Raw genomic sequence first — 22,363 nt, 5'->3', positions numbered from 1 at the left:
CGACCATGGCCTGGGTCGACTGGTGGAACCACCGCCGACTGCACTCCCCCCTCGCGATGCTCACCCCGGCCGAGGCCGAAGCAGCCCACTACGCTGCAACCACTGCCCTCCACCCGGAGCCGCAGCCAGCATGAAGACGGCACGAAACCCGTGACGGTTCAGACCGGTTGACACCCGACCCGTTGCAACCGGTGCCCGGGCAGAGGCCCGCGCGCAACGTCTCGTCGGTCGGCTTCCAGTGCACCGTGGTCGGCCAACCTGACTGCACGTACGCCCAACCCTGCAGGCTCCCGGTCCAGCTCGGGTCGATGTACACCGGCCAGGTCGTCTCTGCGACTCCTGACAGGAGCTCCTCGTCCGGGGTGATCGTGAGCGCTGCGCCGTCCGCGGAGAGCGTCGTCGCGAGCGGGACGACCGTGTCGCCCTCGGCCGGTGCCACCGTGCGGTCGACCACCAGCGGTGCGTCGGACGCTGCGCTACCCCGCGCGGCGACCGCACCGCCAGCCGACGAGGAGCTGCGCGACCCGCTCCCTGCCGACGCCTCGTCCTCCGCCCCGCTGAGCAGGGCGTCACCGGACGAGTCCCAGGCATGGGGCACAGGTGACCGGAAGATCGTGCTCCCGGTCGACGGCTGGACCACTTCGTGGCCGTCGTCGCCGGCCACGAGCTCGAGCCCGGCCGAGACCTCGACCGGGAACGTCAGCTCGGCGAGCGCGGGGTTCGCCGCCGCCTCGGGGGTGTCGACCTGGATGACCTCCCGGAAGCCCGTGCCGTCGTCGTCGACCGAGACGACGAGCGAGATGCCGTCGTCCCCCAGCACTCCCGGGTAGACGACCTTGCCCTCGCGGATCTCGGGCTCGGTGAGGTCGAACGGGGCGTCGAGCTCGAGCACGTGCCCGTCCCGCTCGATCCGCGCGAGCGGCTCGCCGGGAGTGCCGTCGCTGAAAGACATCGGATAGGCAGGCGCCGCGACCACCAGGCGCCCGTCCTCCGGTTCAGCGGCGATCGTGGTGTCGATGTCACCCCACGTCCCGTCGTCCGCCTGCGCGCGGACCGCCCCCGTGCTGGTGTCCCAGCGGACATACCCCTCGGGCGTCGCGAACGACGTCTCGAACTCAGAGCGTCCCCCGGTCCACTCGACGTCATGGCCGCACTCCTCCGCGAGAGCAGCGGCCTCCTCGAACGTCGGGGCCCCGGCCTCGCATGTTCCGCTCGGACCAGGGCCTGTCGTCCCGGCGGCCTCTGCGGCCCCCGGATCGAGGTCGATCGTCGCCGCCGAGGCGACGGTCGCGAGCAGCGCGCCGACGACTCCGAGCGCCACGACCCGCCGTGCTCGGTCGGGACACCATGGCCTCGCCGTGATGCTCAGAGCGCGCGAGAAGTATCCCTGCCCGTTCCCGGACATGCGTCACCGTCCTGCCAACGAACCGTCGAGACCACCTGATGCGTGGCCTCCGACGGACAAAGCGACATCAATGACGCATCCGTGATTCATGTCACGCGCGGCAGAACATACACCACCCAGGCATCACTCAGGAAAGTCGTGTATCCGGGCGAGACGGACGCCGTCTCGACCGCGGGTCGCACCCACGAGAGAGCGTCTCAGCCGTCGTAGGCCACGCGCAGCGGACCGAGGTCGAGCTTGGCCTGCGTCATCATCACGTCGACGACGCGCTGGACGCGGGCGGGATCCGGGTCCTGCAGCATCGCGAGGAACTCGACGGGGACCACCTGCCACGACAGCCCGAACCGGTCCTTGAGCCAGCCGCACTGCGACTCCTGGCCGCCGTCGGTGAGCGCGGCCCAGTACTCGTCGACCTCGTCCTGCGACTCGCACTCGACGACGAACGACACCGCCTCGGTGAACGGGAACTGCGGGCCGCCGTTGATGGCCGCGAACCGGTGCCCGGCGAGCTCGAAGTCGGCCGACACCGCCGTCCCGTCGGGCTGGCGGAACACGTCGCCGACCTTCGCGTCGGGAAAGACGCTCGAGTAGAAGGTGATGGCCTCCTCGAGGTTGCCGTCGAACCACAGGCTCGGCACGATCGCGCGCATCGTCGTCTCCGTTCGTCACAGGTCTCACGGGCGGCCGGGCGGCCGTCCTCACCGTTCCGACGCGCGCCGGCCCCCGAACTCACCGCACGGCGCGGGATGACGCCCGGCAGCAGGGTCTCGACCCCTAGGCGGACGCCTTCTTGCGCGTTGTCCTCGCCGTCGTCTTCGACGTCGTCTTCTCCTTGGACGACGACGAGCGGCTCGAGGTCTTCTTGGCGGCGGGCTTCGAACCCTCGTCCTTGGTCCCCGTGCTCTTCGCCCGGGAGCCCGAGGAGCTCTTGCCCGACGACGAGGCGGCCTTGCGCCCCGAGCCGCCCTTCGCCGTCGACCCGCCGGACGACCCCGACCCGCTCGTGCGGCTGCTCTTGGACGACGCGACCGACTTGCGCAGGGCCTCCATGAGGTCGATCACCTCGGCGCCCTCGCCCTCCTCGGGCTGCTCGCCGAAGGTCTCGGCGGTGTCGAGCGCGTCGCCCTGCTCGAGCTTGGCCTCGATGAGCTGGCGGAGCTGCGCCTGGTAGTCGTCCTCGTACTCCTCGGGCGTGAAGTCGGCCTCGAAGCTCGCGACGAGCTGTGCCGACATGGCGAGCTCCTTGTCGGTCACCTTCGCCTCGTCGTCGAGCGACGGGAACGCGGCCTCGCGCACCTCGTCGGCCCAGAGCAGCGTCTGGAGCACGAGCACGTCGTCGCGCACGCGCATCGCCGCGAGCCGTGTGCGCTGGCGCAGCGCGAACTTCACGATCGCGGTGCGGTCGGTCTCCTCGAGCGTGCGCCGCATGAGCACGTACGCCTTGTTGGACTTCGAGTCGGGCTCCAGGTAGTAGCTGCGGTCGAGCAGCAGCGGGTCGATCTGCTCGCTCGGCACGAACTCGACGACCTCGATCTCCCGGCTGCGCTCGGCGGGGAGCGCGGAGAAGTCCTCGCTCGTGAGCACGACCGTGCGCTCGCCGTCGTCGTACGCCTTGTCGATGTGCTCGTAGGGCACGACCTCGCCGTCGATCTCGCACACGCGCCGGTAGCGGATGCGTCCGCCGTCCTTGTCGTGGACCTGGTGCAGCGGCACGTCGTGGTCCTCCGTCGCGGAGTACACCTTGACGGGGACGTTGACGAGACCGAACGTGATGGCGCCCTTCCAGATGGCCCTCATCCGTCCATGGTGGCGCCCCGCGCGCCCGTCCGCGAGGGGTGGCGGCGCGCGGTGCGCCCGCACACGGCCCGACGACGCCGCGCGTGTGGGTGGCTCGCGGCACCATGGTCGGGTGGCGGGGACGAGGTTCGAGTTCGAGGCAGAGCTGTGGCGGTGGGAGGCGCGCACCGACAGCTGGGTGTTCGCCGCGCTGCCGGAGGACGTGAGCGACGAGATCGCGGAGCTGCCGCTCCCGCCCGCGGGGTTCGGCTCCGTCAAGGTCGAGGTGACGCTCGGGGCGCAACGCTGGTCGACGTCGGTGTTCCCCGACGCGCAGCGCAAGACGTTCGTCGTGCCCATCAAGGCCGCGGTGCGGCGCGCCGAGGGCGTCGACGTCGGCGACCGGGTGAGGATCGGCGTCGAGACCCTGCTCTGACGGGGCGTCAGCCGAGCAGGCCGACGTGCAGCGCGCGCAGGACCGCGCGCGTGCGGTCGCGCGTCCCCAGCTTGAGCAGCACGGTCGACACGTGGTTCTTCACGGTCCCCTCGGCCAGGAAGAGGGCGTGTGCGATCTCGCGGTTGGAGAACCCCGCCGCGACGAGGCGGAGCACCTCGAGCTCGCGGTCGGTCAGCTCCTGCACCGGGCCTGCGCCGTCGTCCAGGTCGTCGGCGGGGACGGTCCCGGCCCGCACCGCCCGCAGGAGACGGTCGGTGATCGTCGGCTGCACCAGCGTGCCGCCGGAGGCGAGCGTGCGGACGGCGCCCGTGAGCTGCTCGAGCGTCACGTCCTTGAGCAGGTACCCCCGGGCTCCGGCTCGCAGGGCGCGGAGCACGAGCGCGTCGTCGTCGAACGTCGTGAGCACGAGCACGGGGACGTCGTACCCGCTCTCGCTCATCGCCTCGAGCGCCCAGATCCCGTCGTGGCGCGGCATGCGCAGGTCGAGCAGCACGACGTCGGGCGCGTGCTCGCCCACGGCCGCGAGCGCCGCCATCCCGTCCTCGGCCTCGGCGACGACGTCGACGTCGGGCGCGAGCTCGAGGAGGCTGCGGATCCCCTGCCGCACGAGGGTCTGGTCGTCGACGAGCAGGACGCGCACCGCGGCGTCGCTCATGCGCCCGTCACCGTCGGGCGCACCGGGACGGCGCCGCGGGGGACCTCCCGGGCGTCTCCCTCGGCACGGCGGTGCTCGGCGAGGGCGGCCCGGTGCTCGGGGGCGAGCTCGACCTCGACGCGGAACCCGCTGCGACCGTCGAGGCGGACGGTCCCGCCGGCGGCGCGGACCCGCTCCTCGATCCCGCGCAGCCCGTTGCCCGGCTCCACGCGGGCGGCGCCCCGCCCGTCGTCCTGCGCGACGAGCCGCACACGGCCCTCCCCGGCGGTGACGGTGACGTCGAGCGCGGTCGCCTCGGCGTGCCGGATCGCGTTGGTCAGCGCCTCCTGGACCACGCGCACGAGCACGACCGTCTGCTCCTCGTCGACCGTGACGTCGTCGTCCACGGCGACCCGCACGCGCGGGACGGTCACCCGCTCGACGAGCGAGCCGAGCGACTCCTGCAGGCTCGGCGCCTGCCGCCGCAGCTCGCCGACGGTGGCCCGCACGTCGCCGAGCAGCTCGCGCGCGACGCACTTGGCCCGCACCACGTGCTCGTGGGCCCGCACGCCGTCCTGGTGGCTCGCCGTCTCGAGCTCGAGCGCGAGCACGGTGAGCTGGTGGCCGAGCACGTCGTGCAGCTCGCGCGCGATCCGCAGGCGTTCCTCGGAGCGCGTCGACTCGTCCCGCAGCACGGCCGCGGCGCGCAGCTCGACGTGCGCGACGGCGAGCTGCTCGCGCATGCGCCGCTCGCGCTGGAGCGCGAGGGTCGACCCGACGCTCGCGACCTGGAGCAGCAGGTAGATCGTCGCCGTGAGCAGGGCGTCGGTGACGGAGCCGCGCACGCCGACCGCGACACCCACGACGACGGTGTTCACGACGACGACGGCGGCCGCGATGCGTACGGGGACGACGTACACGCTCAGCGCTGCGACGACGACGAGCAGGATCGGCAGAAAGCCCGCGCCGGGAGCCGTGAGCACGAGCGTCGCGACGAGCACGACCTGCGCGCCGAGCAGCGTGTGCGCGCGGGACGTCGCGAAACCGGACCCGAGGACGATCCCCACGGTGACCAGGACGAACGCGGCGAACACCGCGAGCCAGGCCACGACGGGGACCGTCAGGGCGTCGGGTGCGGCGATCGGGACGAGCGCCCCGATGCCGAGGATGACGACGAGCATCGCGATGCCCGCCCACACCTCCGGGTCGGTCCGTCGCATCCCTCCACCCTACGGACCGGGCGCCCGCGCGCGACGTGCCGGAAGTCATGGGCGGGGTCGGTGACGACCGGCACGCGCGGCCCGCTCCCCCCGCTCCCTAGCGTCGAGGGAGCACCCGCGCGGGACCTCCCCGCCCGGTCACCGGCACACCGCGGACGAGCAGGAGGACGACATGGACGCCGTCGACGCACGGAACCTCACGAAGCGCTACCGCCGCAAGGGCGGGACGACGACGGCGGTGGACGACGTCAGCCTCGTCGCCGCCGAGGGCGAGGTCCTGGGCGTCCTCGGTCCGAACGGTGCCGGGAAGACGACGACCGTCGAGATGGTCGCGGGCGTGCGCAGGCCCGACCACGGGTCCGTGCGGGTGCTCGGCCTCGACCCGTTCACGGACCGCGCCGCGGTGCGCCAGGTGCTGGGGGTGCAGCTCCAGTCGGGGTTCCTGCACGGCGCGCTGACGGTGCGCGAGCTCGCGCACCTCTACCGCACGTTCTACGGGACCGGCCGCAACCCCGACGAGCTGATCGCGGCCCTGGGTCTCGAGGAGCAGCGCGACGTGCGCTATGAGCGGCTCTCGGGGGGCCAGCAGCAGCGGGTCGCGATCGTCCTCGCGCTCGTCGGGGACCCGCGCGTCGTGATCCTCGACGAGCTCACGACGGGACTCGACCCGCAGGCGCGCCGGCAGGTCTGGGGCGTCGTCGAGGACCTGCGCGACGGCGGCACGACCGTGCTCCTCGTCTCGCACCTCATGGAGGAGGTCGAGCGGCTGTGCGACCGCGTGACGCTCCTCGAGAGCGGTCGCGTCGTCGCGCACGACACCCCGGCCGGTCTGGTCGCGGGTGCCGGGCTCGACCAGCGCGTGCGCTTCCGCGTCGCGCGGCCGTTGCCGCCCGCGCTCCTGGACCTCGTCCCCGGCGTGGACGACGTCGCGGTCCGCGGGGACCAGGTCGTGGTGACCGGGCACGGCGACCTGCTCCAGGAGGTGAGCACCGCGCTCGTGCGGGCCGGCGTCGTCGCGACGGAGACCCGGCTCGAGCGCGCCACGCTCGACGACGCGTTCCTCGCGCTGACGGGGCGCCCGCTCACCGACGACCCGCCGGGCGGTCCCCGTGCGACGACCGCCCCGACCGAGGAGGCAGCATGACCACCACCGTCCCCGCCGTCACGACGCGGTCCGGGCGGCGCGCACCGACCAGACCCGGACCGCGCGCGTGGGCCGCCCTGGTCGGCGCCGAGACCCGCATGGTCGCGCGCGACACCGCCGGGCTCGTCATGCCGTTCGGCATGCCCGTGCTGATCCTCGTCATGTACGGCGTCAGCGACGCCACGACGATGGTCCTCCCGGGCTCGGGGGGAAGGACGGCGTTCGACGTCTTCGTGATCCCGGTCGTGCTCGCGATCGTCGTCGGCATCATCGGCGTCATCAACATGCCGAGCTTCCTCGCCTACTACCGGCGGTCCGGCGTCCTCAAGCGCCTCTCCGTGACACCCGCGTCGCCCGCGATGGTGCTCGTCGCGCAGGTCGTGGTGAGCATCGCCCAGACCGCCGGGGGCGTCGCGCTCGCCCTCGTCGTCGCGACGCTCGCGTTCGACGCGCGACTGCCCGCGTCCCCCGGGGTCGCGCTCGGCGTGCTCGTCCTGGCGTCGGCGGCGATGTACGCGGTGGGGATGCTCGTGGCCGCTGTCGCGCCGACCCCGAACGCCGCGCTCGCGCTCGGCCTCGTCGCGTTCTTCGCGTTCGGGGCGACGGGCGGCATGTTCGGCGCCGTGTCGAACCTCCCCGAGCCGGTCGCGCGCGTCGGGGAGCTGCTGCCCTTCGGTGCCGCCGTCCAGGCGCTCGGCGACGCGTGGGCGGGGCAGCCCGTGGAGGCGGCACACCTCGTCGCGCTCGGTGGTGCGGTCGTCGTCGGCACCGTCGTCGCGGCGCGCTGGTTCCGCTGGACCTGAGCCCGCGCCGCCGACCGGCGGCGCCGCCGACCCCCAGCTCGGGCGGCGTCAGCCGTCGTGGCGGCGCTCGTGGAACGCCTCGTCGGCGACCTGCGCCGTCCGCATGAAGCTCTCCATCACCTCGCGCGGCGTCGCGAGCTCGTCGGTGTTCTCCGTGGGCTCGGGTACGCCGTCGAGGCCGCGGACCTCGTCGTGGATGCGCTCCATGGTCGTGTCGAGGGTCGCGGCGACGTCGGCCGCGAGCTTGAGGGCGTCGGTGAGGTGCTGCGGCACGTCCCGCTGGTACTTGTAGTAGATCTTGTGCTCGAGGCTCGCCCAGAAGTCCATGGCGATCGTGCGGAGCTGGATCTCCACCACGACGTCCTCGACGCGGTCCGACAGGAACACGGGCACCTGGACGATGAGGTGCAGGCTCTTGTACCCGTTGCCCTTGGGGTGGGCGATGTAGTCGCGCTCCTCGAGCACCGTGAGGTCGCGCTGACCGACGAGCAGGTCCCGCACCCGGTAGATGTCCGAGACGAACGCGCACGTCACGCGCACGCCCGCGACGTCGAACATGTTCTCCCGCACGCCCTCGGGCGTGAGCGGGATCCCCTTGCGCCGCGCCTTCGCCACGATCGACTCGAGCGACTTCAGACGCGAGCCGAGGTGCTCGATCGGGTTGTCGTCGTGCACGTGCCGGAACTCGTCGCGCAGGACGGTGATCTTGGTCATCACCTCGTCGATCCCGAACTTGTAGTTCATCATCAGGCGCCGGAACTCGCGGACGCGCGGACCGATCTCCGCGGGGAGCGGTACGTCGTCGGTCGTCAGGTGCGTCACGGTGGTCCTCTCGGTGCTTGCGTCGTCCCGGCGGCCTCCCCGGGATGGTCCAGCCGCCTCTTCCAGTGTGCACGGTCGGGGACGCCGGGAAGTTCCCGCGACGTCCCGTGGACAGGGCCTTTGGTCCCTCGGCGGGTCCCTCCCGCGGGCGGCGCCGCCCCGTGCGCGCCACGATGGGCCCATGGCCACATCGAGCCGCGGCGCGGGCGAGACGGTGAACGTCGGTGGCCACCGCCTGCGGCTCACCAACCTCGACAAGGTCCTCTACCCCGCCACCGGCACGACGAAGGCCGACGTCCTCGCCTACCTCGCGGCCGTCGCCGACGTCATGCTCCCCCACTGCGCCCACCGGCCCGCGACGCGCAAGCGCTGGCCCGACGGCGTCGAGGGTCAGGTCTTCTTCCAGAAGAACGCGGGCCAGGGCGTGCCGTCATGGGTCCGCACGCGCCGGATCCAGCACAAGAGCAGCGCGAACGACTACGTGCTCGTCGACGACCTGGCGACGCTCACCTGGCTCGGCCAGACCGCATCGCTCGAGCTGCACGTCCCGCAGTGGCGGTTCGGCCGCACCGGGGCCCACCTCGACCCCGACCGGCTCGTCCTCGACCTCGACCCCGGCCCGGGGGCCGGGCTGGCCGAGTGCGCGGAGGTCGCGCGCCTCGCCCGGACGATCCTCCAGGGCATGGGGCTCGACCCCCTGCCCGTGACGAGCGGGTCCAAGGGCATCCACCTGTACGCCGCGCTCGACGGCAAGCAGGACGCCGCGGCCGTGTCCGACGTCGCGCACGAGCTCGCGCGCTACCTCGAGGCCGAGCACCCCGACCTCGTCGTGAGCGACATGAAGAAGTCGCTCCGCGGCGGCAAGGTGCTCGTCGACTGGAGCCAGAACAACGGCAACAAGACGACCATCGCGCCCTACTCCCTGCGCGGGCGCGAGCACCCGACCGTCGCCGCGCCCCGCACGTGGGAGGAGCTCGACGACCCGGACCTGCGCCACCTCGACGCCGACGAGGTCGTCGAGCGCGTGCGGACGATCGGCGACCCGCTGGCCGCACTCACGCTGGGCCACCTCGCCGCGCTCGAGCCCACGCCCGAGCGCATGGCGACCTTCGAGCGCAAGGGCGCTGCGACGTCGGGCGACGACGGCGCGGACGACCCCGGGGCCGGGGACGACGAGCGGCCCGACCGCCTGCACCGCTACCGCTCGATGCGCGACGCCGCGCGGACGCCCGAGCCCGTCCCGGACGAGGCACCACCGGCGAGCGAGGGCAACAGCTTCGTCATCCAGGAGCACCACGCCCGGCGCCTGCACTGGGACTTCCGGCTCGAGCACGACGGCGTCCTCGTGAGCTGGGCGCTGCCGCGAGGCGAGCCGACCGACCCGAAGAAGAACCACCTGGCCGTCCAGACCGAGGACCACCCGCTCGCGTACGGGGCGTTCGAGGGCACGATCCCGAAGGGCGAGTACGGGGCGGGCGAGGTGACCATCTGGGACGCCGGCACGTACGAGCTGGAGAAGTGGCGCGACGGCGAGGAGGTCATCGTCACCCTCCACGGCGAGCAGCACGGCACGCGCCGCCTCGCGCTCATCCACACGGGCGGCCGCGACGGGCGTGACGGCCGCGACACAGCCAACTGGCTCATCCACCTCATGGCCCCGCGTGGTGAGACGAAGAAGGCGGGTGGGGCGCTCGCGCCGGGTCGTGGCGGGTCTGGCGGGAGCGCCGAGGAACGAGGCGCGGACGGTAGACCCGGCGCGAGCGCCCCACCCGCCACCCAGCCCGACCACGATCACGCCGAGCCCGCCCCCGCGCGGACGGACTGGCGGCCCATGCTCGCGTCGCCCGCGTCGGCGGGCGACCTCCACGACGGCGACGCGTGGGCGTTCGAGATGAAGTGGGACGGGTTCCGTGCCCTCGCGCACGTGTCGCACGGCCAGGTGCGGCTCGTGAGCCGTTCGGGCAAGGACATGACGGTGACGTACCCGGAGCTCCAGGCGCTCGCCGAGCAGGTCCCGGCCGAGGCGCTGCCGGTCGTGCTGGACGGCGAGATCGTCGCGCTCGACGCGCGGGGGCGGCCGAGCTTCCGGCGCCTCCAGCAGCGCGCGAACATCGCCAAGCCGGGGGACGTCGCCGCGGCACGGCGGAAGGTCTCCGTCGACCTCATGGTGTTCGACGTCCTGGAGACGGCGGGACGGTCCTTGGCGAAGCGCCCGTACGACGAGCGGCGCGAGGTCCTGGAGGACATGCTGGGCGACGCGCGCGCCCCGGTCCACGTGCCGCCGGCGTTCGACGGCGACCTCGACGCCGCGCTGGAGACGTCGAGGCGGCTCGGCCTGGAGGGCGTCGTCGCCAAGCGGCGCGACGGCACCTACTCGTCCGGCCGCCGCTCGGCGATGTGGCTCAAGCTCAAGCACGCGCAGTCTCAGGAGGTCGTCGTCGTGGGGTGGCGGCCGGGGCACGGCGACAGGACGCACCTCGTCGGGTCGCTCCTGCTCGCGGTGCCCGACGGCGACCGGCTGGTCTACGTGGGCCGCGTCGGGTCGGGCTTCACGGACGCGGAGCGGCGCGACCTCGTCGCCGAGCTCGGCCGGATCGAGCGCACCACGGCGCCCGCGACCGGCGTGCCCCGCGAGGACGCGCGCGACGCGCGCTGGGTGTCGCCGCGCCGGGTCGCCGAGGTCGTCTACGCCGAGTGGACGGGGCCCGGCGAGGGCGAGGGCGACGACGTCCCGTTCGGCAAGCTGCGGCACCCCGTCTGGAAGGGGTGGCGGCGGGACAAGTCGCCGGCCGACGTCGTGCGCGAGGAGCCCGCGACGCTCGACCGCTGACGGACCGCCGGTGGACCGTTGACGCCGGCCCTCGCCCGCGGGACCGTTGCTGCGTCGAGGTTCCTCGGCTCCCCTCCGACGCAGGACGGTGACCATGACCGACACGTCCTCCGCACCTCCCGCCCCCGAGCGCCCGCCCCGGCTCCCGCCGCGCTGGTTCGTCCGCACGGCCTGGGTCGTGCACCGCGCGTACTACCGGGTCACCGGGCACCGGCGCGGCCTGTGGCGCCCGCAGCCCGCGAAGTGGGGCACGCTCCTGCTCCGCACGGTCGGGCGCCGCTCCGGCCGCGAGCACGACGTGATCGTCGGGTACTTCGAGGACGGCCCGAACCTCGTCACGCTCGCGATGAACGGCTGGGCCGCGCCCGAGCCGGCGTGGTGGCTCAACCTCCAGGCGCACCCCGACACGACCGTCGAGCTGCACGGCGAGACGCGCGCCGTGCACGGTCGCGCGGCCGAGGGGGCGGAGCGCGCCCGGCTCTGGGAGCGGTGGCGCATGTTCGACCACGCGCTGGACGGGTTCGCCGCGCGGCGCCCGAGAGAGACGGCAGTCGTCGTGCTGGAGCCGCGGGCCGCCGAGGCGTCGGCCGACGACCGCGCGTAGACCCGGGGCGCACGACCGACGCCCTGCCGGGAGTGTCGACGTGCAGCGCCGACGGCACGGACCCGCAGCTGCACCGGGGGCGGGGCGGACGACCACCACGGGCCTGGCCTGCCGTCACCTGACCACCGTCAGGACCCGCTCGCGCCGCCACCGCGGTCCTATGGTCGAACCATGGCGGACCCGATGCACTTCAACACGCTCGCAGACTCGTACGGGTCCGCCCGTCCGCCGTATCCGGCCGCGCTGTGGGATCGGGTGCGTCGGACAGGACTGGTCGCGCCGGGCCGACGTGCGGTCGACCTCGGCGCGGGCACCGGAGAGGCGACCGGGCCGCTGCTCGCGCAGGGAGTCGACGTGGTCGCTGTCGAACCGGGTACGCAGCTGGCCGCCGTGCTCGCGGCCAAGCACCCGACGACAGAGGTGGTCGTCGCCCGCGCCGAGGAGGCCGAGCTCGGCCGAGCCGCGTTCGACCTGGCGGTCGCGGCGACCTCGATCCACTGGATGGACCTCGACTCGCTCCTGCCCCGGCTCCACCGTGCCCTTGTACCCGAGGGGCGGTTCCTCGTCTGGCGGCACGTCTTCGGCGATCCCACGGCGGAGCCCACCGCGTTCCGTGACCGGGTCGCGCAGATCGTCGCGCGACGGAGCCGGCCCCCTCGCGCCGGGGATCCGGAGGACCTCGGCGCGACCACGCCGCTGCTGACCGCCTCGGGGCTCTTCACCGTCGAGGACGTCGGCGAGTACCGCTGGAGCGTCGAGCTGGACGCGGAGCAGGTGCGCCGACTCTTCAGCACGTTCAGCGACTGGACGCGTGGCGAGGTCGACGAGGTCGCGGACGCCGTGGCGGATCTCGGGGGACGCGTGGTCGAGCACTACATGTCCTGGCTGATCGTCTGCGCACCGGTGCCCGGGGCCGGTCCCGCGTAGCGCACACCCCCGCGCGGTGACCCGGAGATCGACGTCGTCGGCACGAACCCGTCGCACGCCGCAGCGGGGCGTGGGACCGCCCTCTTCAGGGTCGAGAGGGCGCTCCGGACCCTTGGTATACCATTCTGCGATGGCTCCCCTCTCCCGTCCCCGTGGCGCCGCACCCGTGAGGCGCCGCACGCGCCGCACCCGGCACGCCGTCGCGTTATGGGCGACGACCGCCGTGGTCGCAGTGCTCGCCGCCTGCTCGCCAGGCAGCGCGGGCGACGCCGCTCCGTCCGCTCCCGCGCCGACCCCCGGCGTCGCGTCCCCCGACCCGGTCCCTGCGCCCGACCCGTCGGACGAGCCTGCAGCTCCCGAGGAGCCGGGGGTGGCGCCCGCGCGCTACCTGCTCGCGACCGAGGCGGAGTCCGACGGCCTCGCCGTCGTCGACCCGACGATCCGCGACGGCAGCGCCGTCGTCGACCGCGTCGAGGTCGGGGCAGCGCCCTGGGGCGTCGCCGTGCACGCGCCGACGATGCGCGCGTACGTCTCGACGGCGCCGGGGGTCGCGGTCGTCGATCTCGCGACGCGCGAGCGCGTCGACCTGATCCCCTACCGGGACACGCCCGCCCGGGTCGGGTACGGCGAGTACCGCCGCGGCGGCATGGGCCTCGCCGTGTCGCCCGACGGCACCCGGGTCTACGTGGCCGTCCACCGCGGCGACTCGTCGACGCTCGAGACGATCGACGTCGCGTCGCGCGAGGTCCTCGCGAGCACGCCCGTGGGCCTGCGGCCGTTCGACGTGCTCGTCGCGGCCGACGGCAGCGAGGTCTACACGGTCGACCACGACGACTTCTCCGTCCACGTCGTCGACACCACGACCTTCGACGCGCGGCGCATCGAGGTCGCCCCCTTCGGCACCGAGGGCGGGCTCGCGTCGTTCGAGAAGCCGCACTACGCCGTGCTCGACGACGACGGCTCCCTCCTGCTCCCCTACCAGGGCCGCGTGCTGGTCCGCCTCGACCCGGCTACCGGCACGACGACGAGCGTGCCCTCCGCGGCCGACAGCCACCAGCACGGCGTCGCGCGCGCTCCGGACGACCGCCTGGTCGTCGTGGGCAACGGCCCGTTCGGCAACGCCGCGGGCGGGCCGAACGTGACGGTGCTCGACCCCGCGACCGGGACCGAGCAGGTCGCGCCGCTCACGCGCCGGCACGAGACCGCGACCACGTGGACCGACCCCGCGACCGGAGGCCTGAGCGCGGTGCTCGCCGGCGGCTACACGCAGGCCGAGGCGTGGGACGGCGCGACGGTCGTCGACCTCGGCACGCTCGACACCTACGAGATCCAGATCCCCGGACGGCCCCAGGTCGTCGTCCCGCTCCCGGAAGGACCCGCCGCATGACCAGCCCGAGCACCCCCGAGACCGTCACCGTCCTGCGCGACGTGCGCCCCTGGGGCGGCGAGCGGGTCGACCTGCACGTCGCCGAGGGGCGCATCGCCGCGGTGACGCCGCACGACCCCGCCGTCGCGGCGCCGTCGGGCACGCCGGCCGGCTCGCCGACGGACGACGCGAGCGGCGTCGTCGACGGACGGGGCCTGCTCGCGCTGCCCGGCCTCGTCAACGCCCACGCGCACGTCGACAAGAGCTGGTGGGGCAAGCCGTGGGTCAGCTACGGCGGCGAGGCGACCACGCAGGGCCGCATCGCGCACGAGCGCGCGCACCGCGACGAGCTCGGCATCCCCGGCGTCGACGTCACCCTCGCCGTGCTGCGCGAGCTCGTGCGCCACGGCACGACGGCGATCCGCACCCACGTGGACGTCGACCTCGGCCTGGGGCTGCGCGGCATCGAGGTCGTGCGCGAGGCGCTCGCCGCGCTCGGCGGCGCCGTGCACGCCGAGATCGTCGCGTTCCCGCAGGACGGCGTGCTGCGCCGGCCCGGCGTCCTCGACCTGCTCGACGCGGCCGCCGCCGCGGGGGCCGAGCACGTCGGCGGGCTCGACCCCGCGTCGATCGACCGCGACCCGGTCGGCCAGCTCGACGGGCTCTTCGCGATCGCCGAGCGCCGCGGCGTCGGCATCGACGTGCACCTGCACGACGGCGGCGACCTCGGCGCGTTCCAGGTCGAGCTCATGATCGACCGCACGCTGCGCGCCGGGCTCCAGGGCAAGGTCAACGTCGCGCACGGCTTCGCGGTCGGCGACGTCCCGGCGTCGCGCCAGGCGGACCTCGTCGCTGCGATGGGCGAGGCCGGCATCACCATGACGACCGTCGCGCCGATCGGCGCCGCGCCCCTGCCGGTGCACGCGCTGCGCGCCGCGGGCGTCGCGGTCGGCCTCGGCACGGACGGGATCCGCGACCTGTGGTCGCCGTACGGGACCGGGGACCTCCTCGCCCTCGCGACGCAGCTCGCGCGCCTGTCCCGGTTCCGCTACGACGAGGAGCTCGTCACCGCCGCACGCATCGCGTCGTCCGACGCCGCCCGGTTCGTCGGCCGCGCCGTGCACGACCTCGTCGTCGGCGCGCCCGCGGACGTCGTGCTCGTCGACGCCGAGAACGTGCCCGACGCCGTCGTGCGTGCCCCGCGCCGCGCGCTCGTCGTCGCCGGCGGCCGGGTCGTCGCGCGCGACGGCGACGTGCTCGTCTGAGGCCCCCGGCGCTCCGTCGCCCGGCCGCGACGCGTGCGCGGCCGGGCGATGAGTTCGCGAGGCACCGGTCGTCTACCCCCACGACACCACGTACCGGGCGAACCGCCCACGACGCCGGAGGCGCACTCATGAGCACGCAGATCTTCGTCAACCTGCCCGTCAAGGACCTCGACGCCTCCAAGGACTTCTACACGGCGCTCGGGTACACCGTGAACGAGCAGTTCACGGACGAGAACGCGTCCTCGATCGTCATCAGCGACACGATCTACGTCATGCTCCTCACCGAGGAGTTCGCGAAGCAGTTCACGAACAAGTCCGTCGCCGACGCGACCGCGACGACCGAGGTCGTCAACGCGCTGAGCGTCGACAGCCGCGCCGAGGTCGACCGCCTCGCCGACGCGGCGTTCGCCGCGGGCGCCACCGCGGTCAAGGACCCGCAGGAGGAGGGCGGCTTCATGTACTCGCGGAGCTTCGCCGACCTCGACGGCCACCAGTGGGAGGTCCTCTTCATGGACCCGACGGCGTTCGAGGGCTGACCGCCCCGAGAGACGGTGGGAGGGCGTGCGCCGCAGCGGTGCATCGGTGTGAGCCGCGCCTCTCCTGCGGCGGGCCGGGAATCGAGAGGGCGCGCGTGCCGTTGCCGCCGTCATGCGAGCCATCACCTACTCCCGTTACGGCGGCCCCGACGTCCTCGAGACGACCGACCTCCCGACCCCCAAGGTCGGGCCCGACTCCGTGCTCGTGCGTGTGCGCGCCGCGAGCGTCAACCCGGTGGACTGGAAGGTCCGCGAGGGCTACCTCGACCAGATCATGGACGCGGTCTTCCCCGTCGTCCCCGGCTGGGACGTCGCGGGCGTCGTCGAGCGCGTCGGCCTGGACACCCCCGAGCTCCAGGTGGGCGACGAGGTCTACGGGTACGTGCGCAAGGACGTCGTCGGCGGCGAGGTGTCGGGCGGGACGTTCGCGGAGCTCGTCGCGGCGCCGGTCCGCACGCTCGCGCGCAAGCCCGCGGCGTGGTCGTTCGAGGAGGCGGCCGCCGTCCCGCTCGCCGGCCTCACGGCGTACCAGACGATCCGGCGCACGGGGGTCACCGAGGGGCAGACGGTGCTCGTGCACGCCGCGGCCGGCGGCGTCGGGTCGTTCGCCGTCCAGGTCGCGCGGGCGCTCGGCGCGCGCGTGATCGGCACGGCGTCGGAGCGCAACCACGACTTCCTGCGCTCGCTCGGCGCCGAGCCGGTGACCTACGGCGACGGGCTCGCGGACCGGGTCCGGGCGCTCGCGCCGGAGGGCGTCGACGTCGTCCTCGACTACGTGGGCGGCGACGCGATCGACTCGGCGCCCCAGGTGCTGCGCGACGGCGGCACGGTCGCCTCGATCACGGACGCCCGCGCGCGCGACGAGCTCGGCGGGCACTACGTGTGGGTGCGCCCCGACGCGGCGGACCTCGCGGAGCTCGCGCGCCTCGGCGACGAGGGCCTTCTCCGTCCCGAGGTCGCGGAGGTGTTCGACCTCGCCGACGCCGCCGACGCGCACCGCGCGAGCCAGTCGGGCCACGTGCGCGGCAAGATCGTCGTCCGGGTCTGACCCCGCCAGACCGACCCGAGCGTGCCCAGATCGACCCACCGAGGGTCGGTCTCGGACGCTCGCGTCGGTCTCGTCGTCGTCAGGCGCCCGGCAGCTCGCGCAACGGCGACGTGAGGTCGCCGCCTGCGTCCCCCGTGTTCACCGTCCCCCGGCGCTCGACGAGCACCGCGGAGGTCTCGACGACGGCCCGCGGTCGGTGCTCGACGCCGCGCGGCACGACGAACAGGTCGTGCGGACCCAGCACGACCGCCCGCTCGACGCCGTCCTCGCGCACGTCGATCGTCAGCTCGCCCGCGAGCACGAGGAACAGCTCGTCGGTCTCGGGGTGGGTGTGCCAGACGAACTCGCCGAGCACCTTGACGACCTTGAGGTCCTCGTCGTTGAGGGTCGCCACCCGGTGGGGCTGCCAGTGCCCGTCGAACGCGTCGAGGGCGGCGAAGAGGTTGTGCACGTCGGTCATGTGCCCACCCTGCCACTCCCCTGCGCGGCGCGAGGTCGACCCGCAGGTCCGAGATCGACCTTCAGCGGGTCGACGTCGGGCCGTTCGGGTCGATCCCGCGGGTGAGCGGTGCCACGCTGTCACCATGAGCAGCACCGACGCCGCACGCCCGGGGGCCGCGTTCGGCCCCGAGGTCTACGCCGCCCGCCGTGAGCGCGGCGCCGCGCACGCCCGCGCGGCCGGCCTGGCAGGGCTGCTCGTCTCACCCGGGCCCGATCTCGCCTACTTCACCGGCTACGCGCCGCCGGACACCGAGCGCCTCACGCTGCTCGCGATCCCCGCGGGCGGGCCGGACGCAGGGGGCGGCGCGTCCGTCGTCGTACCGCTGCTCGAGCGCGGCGACCTGGTCTCCGCACCGGGCGCGGACGGGCTCGACGTCGTGACCTGGCGCGACGGCGACGACGAGCACGACGCCGCGGCACGCCTGCTCGACCGGGCGGGCACGTACGCCGTCTCGGACTCGACATGGGCGCTGCACGTGCTCGGGCTGCAGCGCGCGCTCCCGGACGCGCGGTTCGCCGCGTTCACCGACGCCGTGCCGACGCTGCGCGCCGTCAAGGACGCGCAGGAAGTCGAGCGCCTCGCCGCGGCGGGCGCCGCCGCCGACGCGGCCTTCGTCCAGGTCCGCGAGGTCGCGTTCGCGGGCCGGCGGGAGCGGGACGTCGCCGCCGACCTCGACCGGTTCCTGCGCGAGCACGGGCACGAGCAGGTCGACTTCACGCTCGTGTGCGCGGGGCCGAACGGCGCCGACCCGCACCACGACGCGGGCGACCGCGTCATCGAACCGGGCGACCTGGTAGTGCTCGACTTCGGCGGGCTGCGCGACGGCTACGGGTCGGACACGACGCGCACGGTGCTCGTCGAGGGCGGCACCGACGGCGCGCTGGCGGCCCAGCAGCGCGAGGTCTACGACGTCGTGCGGCGCGCCCAGCAGGCCGGGGTCGATGCCGTGCGCCCGGGCGCGACGTGCCAGGACGTCGACCGCGCCGCACGCGCGGTCATCACCGACGCGGGCTACGGCGAGTACTTCGTGCACCGCACCGGGCACGGCATCGGCACCACGACCCACGAGCCGCCGTACATGGTGGAGGGCGAGGACCGCCCGATCGAGCCCGGTATGTGCTTCTCCGTCGAGCCGGGCATCTACCTGCCCGGACGGTTCGGCGTGCGGATCGAGGACATCGTCGTCGCGTTCCCGCCCGACGCGCCCGACGGCGCGCGCCGCCTCAACACCTCGACGCACGACCTCCAGACGGTGCGGTAGGCGGCGCGGGTCGTTCAGCGGTCGTCGGAGACGGCGTCCGCGGTCGCGCGCACCTTCTCGTTGCGGATGCCGACCCAGCTCAGCACGCCGCCCAGGACGAGCAGCGCGGCGGTGACCACGAGCGAGCGGTGGAAGCCGTCGAGGTCGAGCACGCCACCGACGATGACGCCGGCGAACGCGATGACGACCAGGCCCGCGACACGGGACACGGCGTTGTTCACCGCCGAGCCGATGCCGGCGTCCGACGCGGGGATCGAGCCGAGGATCGCGGACGTGAGCGGGGCGACGGTCATCGCCAGGCCGAGGCCGAAGAGCACGAGGCCCGGCAGGACCTGGGTGACGTACACGGCGTCGTCCGTCGTCGTGAGCAGGAGCAGGTAGCCCGCGCCTCCGACGATCGGCCCGAGCGTCATGAACAGGCGCGGGCCGTAGCGGCCGGCGAGCGCCCCGAACCGCGTGGACAGCGCGAGGAGCACGAGCGTCACGGGGAGCTGCGCGAGCCCGGCGGCGGTCGCGCTGTACCCGCCGACCTGCTGGAGGAACAGCGTCACGACGAACCCGCCGAAGTAGAGCGCGCCGTAGATGGCGGCGGTCGCGAGGTTGCCCCACGCGAAGTTGCGCACCCGGAAGAGCCGCGGCGGGAGCATGGGGTCGGGTGCGCGCCGCTCCCACCACACGAACACGACGAGGCACGCGACGCCGACGACGCACGGCCCCCACACGACGGGACTCGCCCAGCCGAACCGGCCCTGCTCGATGAGCGCGAACACGGTGCCCGCGAGCCCGACCGCCGCGAGCGTCGCCCCGGCGACGTCGATGCGGCGGGTCGTCCCGGCCCCCGGCTCCTCCGCGGCGGACCGGGGCACCCCGCGCAGCAGCCACAGCGTCACCGCGACGGGAAGCACGTTGATCCAGAACACCCAGCGCCACGAGATCGTGTCGATGAGGATGCCGCCGAGCAGCGGCCCGACGAGCGACGCGGTGCTGGTCCACGCGGTCCAGGAGCCGATCGCGCGGGACTGCCGTTCGCCGTCGAACGTCGAGATGATCATGGCGAGCGAGCTCGGCACGAGCAGCGCGCCCGCGACGCCCTGGAGCCCGCGCGCGACGACGAGGAACAGCCCGTCGGGTGCGAGCGCGCACGCGACCGACGTCACCGCGAAGCCGACGAGGCCGATCGCCATGATGCGGCGCCGGCCGTGGACGTCGGACAGCGAGCCCGCCAGGAGGATGAGCGCGCCGAGCGTGATCATGTAGGCGTCGACGACCCACTGCTGCAGCGCCAGGCCGGTGACCGGCCCGGTCGTCAGCTCTGCGGAGATCGCGGGCAGCGCGACGTTGACCACCGAGCCGTCCAGGAACGACACGAACGACGCGAGGACCGCGACCACCAGCACACGCTGCTGCACCGTCACCGACCCACCGTACGACTCGACTCTCATGCCGTCCCGACCGAGCGGCACGGCGAGGTGTGACGCAGGGTGGCCCGCAGCACGACGGCTCGACACCATACCTAGAGGTAGGTACGGTGGCTGCATGACCTCGACCGACGCCCGAGAGCGGCTCGTCGCGGCCGCGCAGGACCTGTTCTGGGCCCAGGGCGTCGGCGCGACGAGCCCGCGCCAGGTCCTCGCCACGAGCGGCGTCGGCCAGGGCAGCCTCTACCACCACTTCCCCACCAAGCACGACCTCGCCGCGGCCGCGGTGCACGCCACGACGACCGCGGGCCTCGAGGCCGCGCACCGCGACCTCGACGCCGGCGGGTCCGCCGTCGAGCGCCTCGTCCGCTACCTCGAGCGGCCACGCCCCGCGCTCGCCGGGTGCAAGGTGGGTCGCCTCGTGAGCGACCAGGCCGTCATGGACGACGCCGCTCTCGCCATGGAGGTCCGCGCCTACTTCCGCGGCCTCGTCGACCTGGCCACCGCTGTCCTCGTCGAGGACGGGATGGCCGACGGCGCGGCCCGCGACCGTGCGCTCGCCGCCGTCGCGATCGTGCAGGGCGGGTACGTCCTCGCGCGCGCCCTCGACGACGCGGACGCGATGAACGCCGCCGCGCGGGGGTTCGTCGCACTCCTCGACCCCCGACCCGCCGGCACGCTGGAGGACGCATGACCGACACCCCCGACCGCCCGTCCCTGCGCGAGCGGCTGCGCGCGCTGCCGGTGCTCGGCACCGACCTACCCGGCCTCGACGTCGGCGCGGCACCCGACGAGCCGAGCGTGCTGTTCGTCCGCTGGCTCGGAGAGGCGATCGACGCGGGCCTGCCCGCGCCGCACGCCGCGACCCTCTCGACCGCCGACGCGTCCGGTCGGGTCGACGCGCGGACGCTGATCCTCAAGGACGTCGACGGCGACGGCTGGGTCTTCGCCACGCGCGCCGACTCGCCCAAGGGCGCGGCTCTCGCGCAGAACCCGAACGCCGCCCTGACGTTCCTCTGGCGCGAGCACGGTCGCCAGGTCCGGGTGCGCGGGCCGGTCGTCCCGCTCGGTCCCGAGGCGTCCGCCGCCGACTTCCTCGCCCGCTCCGACTTCTCCCGCGCCACCGCGCTCGCCGGGTCGCAGAGCGCCCCGCTCGCTTCACGGGACGCCTACCGGACCGCGTGGGACGCCGCGCTCGCACGGGTCCGTGCTGAGCCCGACGTCGTCCTCGACACCTGGACCGCGTACGCGCTCGAGCCCACGAGCGTCGAGTTCTGGGCCTCCTCGCCGGACGGCCAGGTGCGTCTGCGCTACACCGCGGCGCCCGACGCGGGCGCCGCGACCCCTCTCCCCTGGACGAAGGAGCTCCTGTGGCCGTGACCGACCCCACCGCGCCGGACGTCGAGGAGGTGCGTCGCGACGCGCGCGCGGCGCTCGACGCCGTCACCGTCGCGACACGTGACCTCGACGACGCCGGCCTCGCGGGCCCGTCCGCGCTGCCCGGCTGGTCGCGCAGCCACGTGCTCGCGCACGTCACGGCGATCGGCGAGGCGATGGCGCGCCAGGCGGAGCTCGCCGCGCACGGCGAGCTCGTCGAGGTCTACGACGGCGGAGCGGCCGGCCGCGAGGCCGGCATCCAGGCGGGCGCGAGACGGTCGGTCACGGACCACGTGACCGCGCTCGAGTCGCTCGCCGAGCGTCTCGACGCCGCCTGGCCCGCCGCCGGGTCGCCGGGCTGGAGCGCCCGCGTCACCTACCGCGACGGAACCGTCGTGGACGCGCTCGTCGCGTGGTGGCGCGAGGTCCGCATCCACGCCGTCGACCTCGACGCCGGTCTCGGCCTCGACACCTGGCCGCGCACGCTCGGACTCCACCTCCTCGACTTCCTCGGGGTCCGGCTCACGGACGACGTCGTGGTCGAGCTCCCCGCCGAGCCCACCCGGCTCAGGGTCGGCCCGGACGGCCTTCGCCTCGCTGCCGAACCCGGGGACTCTCCCCACGAGAAGTCCGCCGTGGGGAGCGACCCCGGGTTCGACGCGCGAGCCGGTGTCGTCGTCCGAGGTCGGCTGACCGACGTCGCCGCCTGGCTGGCAGGCCGCACCCCCAACAGGGAGCCCGACGCCTTCCGCGCCGGCGAACCCACGCCCCTCCCCCAGGTCGGCCCCTGGCCCTCGCCCTACTCCCCGCCGAGCTAGAACCCTGGTCGCGCGAGAGAGGGCTCGGTGCGCCGATGTGGAGCCCTGTTTCACGCGAGAGAGAGCCCCTGTCCGCCGAGGGGGAACGGTGGCGGTTCTCAGGCCCACCGCGCGACCCAGCGGCAACCCACAGGCAACGGGCGGCGACGA

At 74.1% G+C, this 22,363-nt stretch carries 22 protein-coding genes; 14 read left to right on the top strand and 8 right to left on the bottom strand.

Annotated elements, in window-relative coordinates; all coding sequences use genetic code 11:
- Nucleotides 1-88 precede the first annotated feature (88 nt).
- The 3 genes from CCE02nite_RS15300 to ku form a co-directional block, all read right to left on the bottom strand.
- On the bottom strand, nt 89-1,321 hold the full coding sequence (locus CCE02nite_RS15300) for a hypothetical protein (protein ID WP_141390498.1): 1,233 nt from the start codon (nt 1,319-1,321) through the stop codon (nt 89-91).
- A 281-nt stretch (nt 1,322-1,602) separates the two neighbouring features.
- A complete protein-coding gene (locus tag CCE02nite_RS15295; protein WP_141390496.1) occupies nt 1,603-2,055 on the bottom strand; it encodes a VOC family protein in 453 nt (150 codons plus the stop codon).
- Nucleotides 2,056-2,179: 124 nt separating this feature from the next.
- Nucleotides 2,180-3,202: a non-homologous end joining protein Ku gene (gene ku / locus CCE02nite_RS15290; protein ID WP_141390494.1), complete on the bottom strand. Its 1,023-nt coding sequence runs from the start codon at nt 3,200-3,202 to the stop codon at nt 2,180-2,182.
- A gap of 112 nt (nt 3,203-3,314) precedes the next feature.
- On the opposite strand from ku, the gene CCE02nite_RS15285 reads away from it, so the two are divergent.
- Nucleotides 3,315-3,617 carry a DUF1905 domain-containing protein gene (locus CCE02nite_RS15285; protein ID WP_141390492.1) on the top strand — a complete coding sequence of 101 codons (303 nt, stop codon included), beginning with the start codon at nt 3,315-3,317 and terminating at the stop codon, nt 3,615-3,617.
- A 7-nt stretch (nt 3,618-3,624) separates the two neighbouring features.
- On the opposite strand, the gene CCE02nite_RS15280 is transcribed toward CCE02nite_RS15285, so the two are convergent.
- Nucleotides 3,625-4,293 carry a response regulator gene (locus tag CCE02nite_RS15280; RefSeq protein ID WP_141390490.1) on the bottom strand — a complete coding sequence of 223 codons (669 nt, stop codon included), beginning with the start codon at nt 4,291-4,293 and terminating at the stop codon, nt 3,625-3,627.
- On the bottom strand, nt 4,290-5,492 hold the full coding sequence (locus CCE02nite_RS15275; RefSeq protein WP_141390488.1) for a sensor histidine kinase: 1,203 nt from the start codon (nt 5,490-5,492) through the stop codon (nt 4,290-4,292). The genes CCE02nite_RS15280 and CCE02nite_RS15275 overlap by 4 nt, the downstream gene beginning before the upstream one ends.
- 172 nt (nt 5,493-5,664) lie before the next feature.
- On the opposite strand from CCE02nite_RS15275, the gene CCE02nite_RS15270 reads away from it, so the two are divergent.
- Nucleotides 5,665-6,636 carry an ABC transporter ATP-binding protein gene (locus CCE02nite_RS15270; RefSeq protein WP_141390486.1) on the top strand — a complete coding sequence of 324 codons (972 nt, stop codon included), beginning with the start codon at nt 5,665-5,667 and terminating at the stop codon, nt 6,634-6,636.
- Nucleotides 6,633-7,439, top strand: a complete 807-nt coding sequence (locus CCE02nite_RS15265; RefSeq protein ID WP_141390484.1) for an ABC transporter permease — start codon at nt 6,633-6,635, stop codon at nt 7,437-7,439. The genes CCE02nite_RS15270 and CCE02nite_RS15265 overlap by 4 nt, the downstream gene beginning before the upstream one ends.
- Nucleotides 7,440-7,487: 48 nt before the next feature.
- On the opposite strand, the gene CCE02nite_RS15260 is transcribed toward CCE02nite_RS15265, so the two are convergent.
- The gene (locus CCE02nite_RS15260; RefSeq protein ID WP_141390506.1) at nt 7,488-8,186 is read right to left on the bottom strand and encodes a GTP pyrophosphokinase; all 699 of its coding nucleotides are present in this window, start codon (nt 8,184-8,186) and stop codon (nt 7,488-7,490) included.
- 256 nt (nt 8,187-8,442) lie between these two features.
- Here CCE02nite_RS15260 and CCE02nite_RS15255 point away from each other — a divergent pair, with 256 nt between their 5' ends.
- The 7 genes from CCE02nite_RS15255 (at nt 8,443) to CCE02nite_RS15225 (ending at nt 16,837) form a co-directional block, all read left to right on the top strand.
- The gene (locus CCE02nite_RS15255) at nt 8,443-11,091 is read left to right on the top strand and encodes an ATP-dependent DNA ligase (RefSeq protein WP_141390482.1); all 2,649 of its coding nucleotides are present in this window, start codon (nt 8,443-8,445) and stop codon (nt 11,089-11,091) included.
- A 94-nt stretch (nt 11,092-11,185) separates the two neighbouring features.
- Nucleotides 11,186-11,695, top strand: coding sequence for a nitroreductase/quinone reductase family protein (locus CCE02nite_RS15250; RefSeq protein ID WP_141390480.1), 510 nt, complete (start codon nt 11,186-11,188; stop codon nt 11,693-11,695).
- A gap of 171 nt (nt 11,696-11,866) precedes the next feature.
- Entirely contained in the window at nt 11,867-12,622 is a 756-nt protein-coding gene (locus CCE02nite_RS15245) for a class I SAM-dependent methyltransferase (protein ID WP_141390478.1), read from the top strand.
- Nucleotides 12,623-12,752: 130 nt separating this feature from the next.
- Nucleotides 12,753-14,009 (top strand): YncE family protein, encoded by a 1,257-nt coding sequence (locus CCE02nite_RS21200; protein WP_141390476.1) that lies wholly within the window; start codon nt 12,753-12,755, stop codon nt 14,007-14,009.
- Nucleotides 14,006-15,253 (top strand): amidohydrolase, encoded by a 1,248-nt coding sequence (locus CCE02nite_RS15235; RefSeq protein WP_141390474.1) that lies wholly within the window; start codon nt 14,006-14,008, stop codon nt 15,251-15,253. Before CCE02nite_RS21200 ends, CCE02nite_RS15235 begins: the two co-directional genes overlap by 4 nt.
- Before the next feature lie 128 nt (nt 15,254-15,381).
- A complete protein-coding gene (locus CCE02nite_RS15230) occupies nt 15,382-15,789 on the top strand; it encodes a VOC family protein (protein WP_141390473.1) in 408 nt (135 codons plus the stop codon).
- A 112-nt stretch (nt 15,790-15,901) separates the two neighbouring features.
- A complete protein-coding gene (locus CCE02nite_RS15225) occupies nt 15,902-16,837 on the top strand; it encodes an NADP-dependent oxidoreductase (RefSeq protein WP_141390471.1) in 936 nt (311 codons plus the stop codon).
- Between the two features lie 79 nt (nt 16,838-16,916).
- On the opposite strand, the gene CCE02nite_RS15220 is transcribed toward CCE02nite_RS15225, so the two are convergent.
- The gene (locus tag CCE02nite_RS15220) at nt 16,917-17,297 is read right to left on the bottom strand and encodes a cupin domain-containing protein (RefSeq protein ID WP_141390469.1); all 381 of its coding nucleotides are present in this window, start codon (nt 17,295-17,297) and stop codon (nt 16,917-16,919) included.
- 124 nt (nt 17,298-17,421) lie between these two features.
- On the opposite strand from CCE02nite_RS15220, the gene CCE02nite_RS15215 reads away from it, so the two are divergent.
- Nucleotides 17,422-18,600 carry an aminopeptidase P family protein gene (locus tag CCE02nite_RS15215; RefSeq protein WP_141390468.1) on the top strand — a complete coding sequence of 393 codons (1,179 nt, stop codon included), beginning with the start codon at nt 17,422-17,424 and terminating at the stop codon, nt 18,598-18,600.
- A gap of 14 nt (nt 18,601-18,614) precedes the next feature.
- On the opposite strand, the gene CCE02nite_RS15210 is transcribed toward CCE02nite_RS15215, so the two are convergent.
- Nucleotides 18,615-20,042 carry an MFS transporter gene (locus CCE02nite_RS15210; RefSeq protein ID WP_141390467.1) on the bottom strand — a complete coding sequence of 476 codons (1,428 nt, stop codon included), beginning with the start codon at nt 20,040-20,042 and terminating at the stop codon, nt 18,615-18,617.
- Nucleotides 20,043-20,136: 94 nt separating this feature from the next.
- Between CCE02nite_RS15210 and CCE02nite_RS15205 the strand changes: the two genes are divergently transcribed.
- From CCE02nite_RS15205 to CCE02nite_RS15195, 3 genes are read left to right on the top strand one after another with little or no spacing between them, the layout of a single operon-like run.
- Entirely contained in the window at nt 20,137-20,712 is a 576-nt protein-coding gene (locus tag CCE02nite_RS15205) for a TetR/AcrR family transcriptional regulator (protein ID WP_170227336.1), read from the top strand.
- On the top strand, nt 20,709-21,398 hold the full coding sequence (locus CCE02nite_RS15200) for a pyridoxine/pyridoxamine 5'-phosphate oxidase (RefSeq protein ID WP_141390464.1): 690 nt from the start codon (nt 20,709-20,711) through the stop codon (nt 21,396-21,398). The genes CCE02nite_RS15205 and CCE02nite_RS15200 overlap by 4 nt, the downstream gene beginning before the upstream one ends.
- Entirely contained in the window at nt 21,395-22,213 is an 819-nt protein-coding gene (locus CCE02nite_RS15195) for a maleylpyruvate isomerase family mycothiol-dependent enzyme (protein WP_170227335.1), read from the top strand. Before CCE02nite_RS15200 ends, CCE02nite_RS15195 begins: the two co-directional genes overlap by 4 nt.
- The last annotated feature ends 150 nt before the right edge of the window (nt 22,214-22,363 follow it).

Origin of the sequence: Cellulosimicrobium cellulans (assembly GCF_006539945.1) — a bacterium.
Taxonomy (GTDB): Bacteria; Actinomycetota; Actinomycetes; order Actinomycetales; family Cellulomonadaceae; genus Cellulosimicrobium; species Cellulosimicrobium cellulans.
The sequence above is the reverse complement of the archived record's forward strand: the minus strand, read 5'-3'. Positions and strand labels throughout refer to the sequence as shown.

Excerpts from the sequence above, each read along its gene's own strand:
- CCE02nite_RS21200 (WP_141390476.1), top strand. The coding sequence starts at position 12,753 with ATGGCTCCCCTCTCCCGTCCCCGTGGCGCCGCACCCGTGAGGCGCCGC.
- CCE02nite_RS15215 (WP_141390468.1), top strand. The coding sequence starts at position 17,422 with ATGAGCAGCACCGACGCCGCACGCCCGGGGGCCGCGTTCGGCCCCGAG.
- CCE02nite_RS15245 (WP_141390478.1), top strand. The coding sequence starts at position 11,867 with ATGGCGGACCCGATGCACTTCAACACGCTCGCAGACTCGTACGGGTCC.
- CCE02nite_RS15200 (WP_141390464.1), top strand. The coding sequence starts at position 20,709 with ATGACCGACACCCCCGACCGCCCGTCCCTGCGCGAGCGGCTGCGCGCG.
- CCE02nite_RS15260 (WP_141390506.1), bottom strand. The coding sequence starts at position 8,186 with ATGATGAACTACAAGTTCGGGATCGACGAGGTGATGACCAAGATCACC.
- CCE02nite_RS15250 (WP_141390480.1), top strand. The coding sequence starts at position 11,186 with ATGACCGACACGTCCTCCGCACCTCCCGCCCCCGAGCGCCCGCCCCGG.
- CCE02nite_RS15210 (WP_141390467.1), bottom strand. The coding sequence starts at position 20,042 with ATGAGAGTCGAGTCGTACGGTGGGTCGGTGACGGTGCAGCAGCGTGTG.
- CCE02nite_RS15295 (WP_141390496.1), bottom strand. The coding sequence starts at position 2,055 with ATGCGCGCGATCGTGCCGAGCCTGTGGTTCGACGGCAACCTCGAGGAG.
- CCE02nite_RS15230 (WP_141390473.1), top strand. The coding sequence starts at position 15,382 with ATGAGCACGCAGATCTTCGTCAACCTGCCCGTCAAGGACCTCGACGCC.
- CCE02nite_RS15275 (WP_141390488.1), bottom strand. The coding sequence starts at position 5,492 with ATGCGACGGACCGACCCGGAGGTGTGGGCGGGCATCGCGATGCTCGTC.
- ku (WP_141390494.1), bottom strand. The coding sequence starts at position 3,202 with ATGAGGGCCATCTGGAAGGGCGCCATCACGTTCGGTCTCGTCAACGTC.
- CCE02nite_RS15280 (WP_141390490.1), bottom strand. The coding sequence starts at position 4,293 with ATGAGCGACGCCGCGGTGCGCGTCCTGCTCGTCGACGACCAGACCCTC.
- CCE02nite_RS15265 (WP_141390484.1), top strand. The coding sequence starts at position 6,633 with ATGACCACCACCGTCCCCGCCGTCACGACGCGGTCCGGGCGGCGCGCA.
- CCE02nite_RS15235 (WP_141390474.1), top strand. The coding sequence starts at position 14,006 with ATGACCAGCCCGAGCACCCCCGAGACCGTCACCGTCCTGCGCGACGTG.
- CCE02nite_RS15225 (WP_141390471.1), top strand. The coding sequence starts at position 15,902 with ATGCGAGCCATCACCTACTCCCGTTACGGCGGCCCCGACGTCCTCGAG.
- CCE02nite_RS15205 (WP_170227336.1), top strand. The coding sequence starts at position 20,137 with ATGACCTCGACCGACGCCCGAGAGCGGCTCGTCGCGGCCGCGCAGGAC.
- CCE02nite_RS15255 (WP_141390482.1), top strand. The coding sequence starts at position 8,443 with ATGGCCACATCGAGCCGCGGCGCGGGCGAGACGGTGAACGTCGGTGGC.
- CCE02nite_RS15220 (WP_141390469.1), bottom strand. The coding sequence starts at position 17,297 with ATGACCGACGTGCACAACCTCTTCGCCGCCCTCGACGCGTTCGACGGG.
- CCE02nite_RS15270 (WP_141390486.1), top strand. The coding sequence starts at position 5,665 with ATGGACGCCGTCGACGCACGGAACCTCACGAAGCGCTACCGCCGCAAG.